Below are 374 nucleotides of genomic sequence, written 5' to 3'. Positions count from 1 at the left end.
CACCCGCACCAGCACGGTCACGCGCCGGGACTATGACCTGAAACGGCCGAGTCTGCTGCTGGAGAGTCGCTTCACCGCCGAGTTCAGCCCAGAGCTTGAAGACTATCGTTACCCCGCATTAATCGAGAACGAAAAACGCGGTAAACAACTCGCTCGTCAGGCCTTGGAGCGGCACCGTGCCGATTACCAGTTGACCGAGGGCAAAAGTGATCAGCCCACGCTGCGCTGCGGTCACTTGTTCGACCTGACCGAACACCCGCGCAAAACCTGCAACGATTTGTGGCTGTTGCTCAGCGTGACGCACGCTGGAAAGCAACCTCAGTCACTGGAAGAGGCCATCACCAGCGACGTCAAACCCGAAGACGGCTTTACCC

At 58.8% G+C, this 374-nt stretch carries 1 protein-coding gene; it reads left to right on the top strand.

What is annotated here, in order from left to right; translation table 11 throughout:
• Window positions 1-374, top strand: a 374-nt coding sequence (locus tag QK293_RS27510) for a contractile injection system protein, VgrG/Pvc8 family (protein ID WP_282383525.1), incomplete at both ends; no start/stop codon positions are given.

The sequence above is a fragment of the Pseudomonas sp. AL03 genome (assembly GCF_029960815.1).
Lineage (GTDB): Bacteria > Pseudomonadota > Gammaproteobacteria > Pseudomonadales > Pseudomonadaceae > Aquipseudomonas.
Note: the sequence above shows the minus strand (reverse complement) of the source record. Positions and strands in the feature narration are given on the sequence as shown.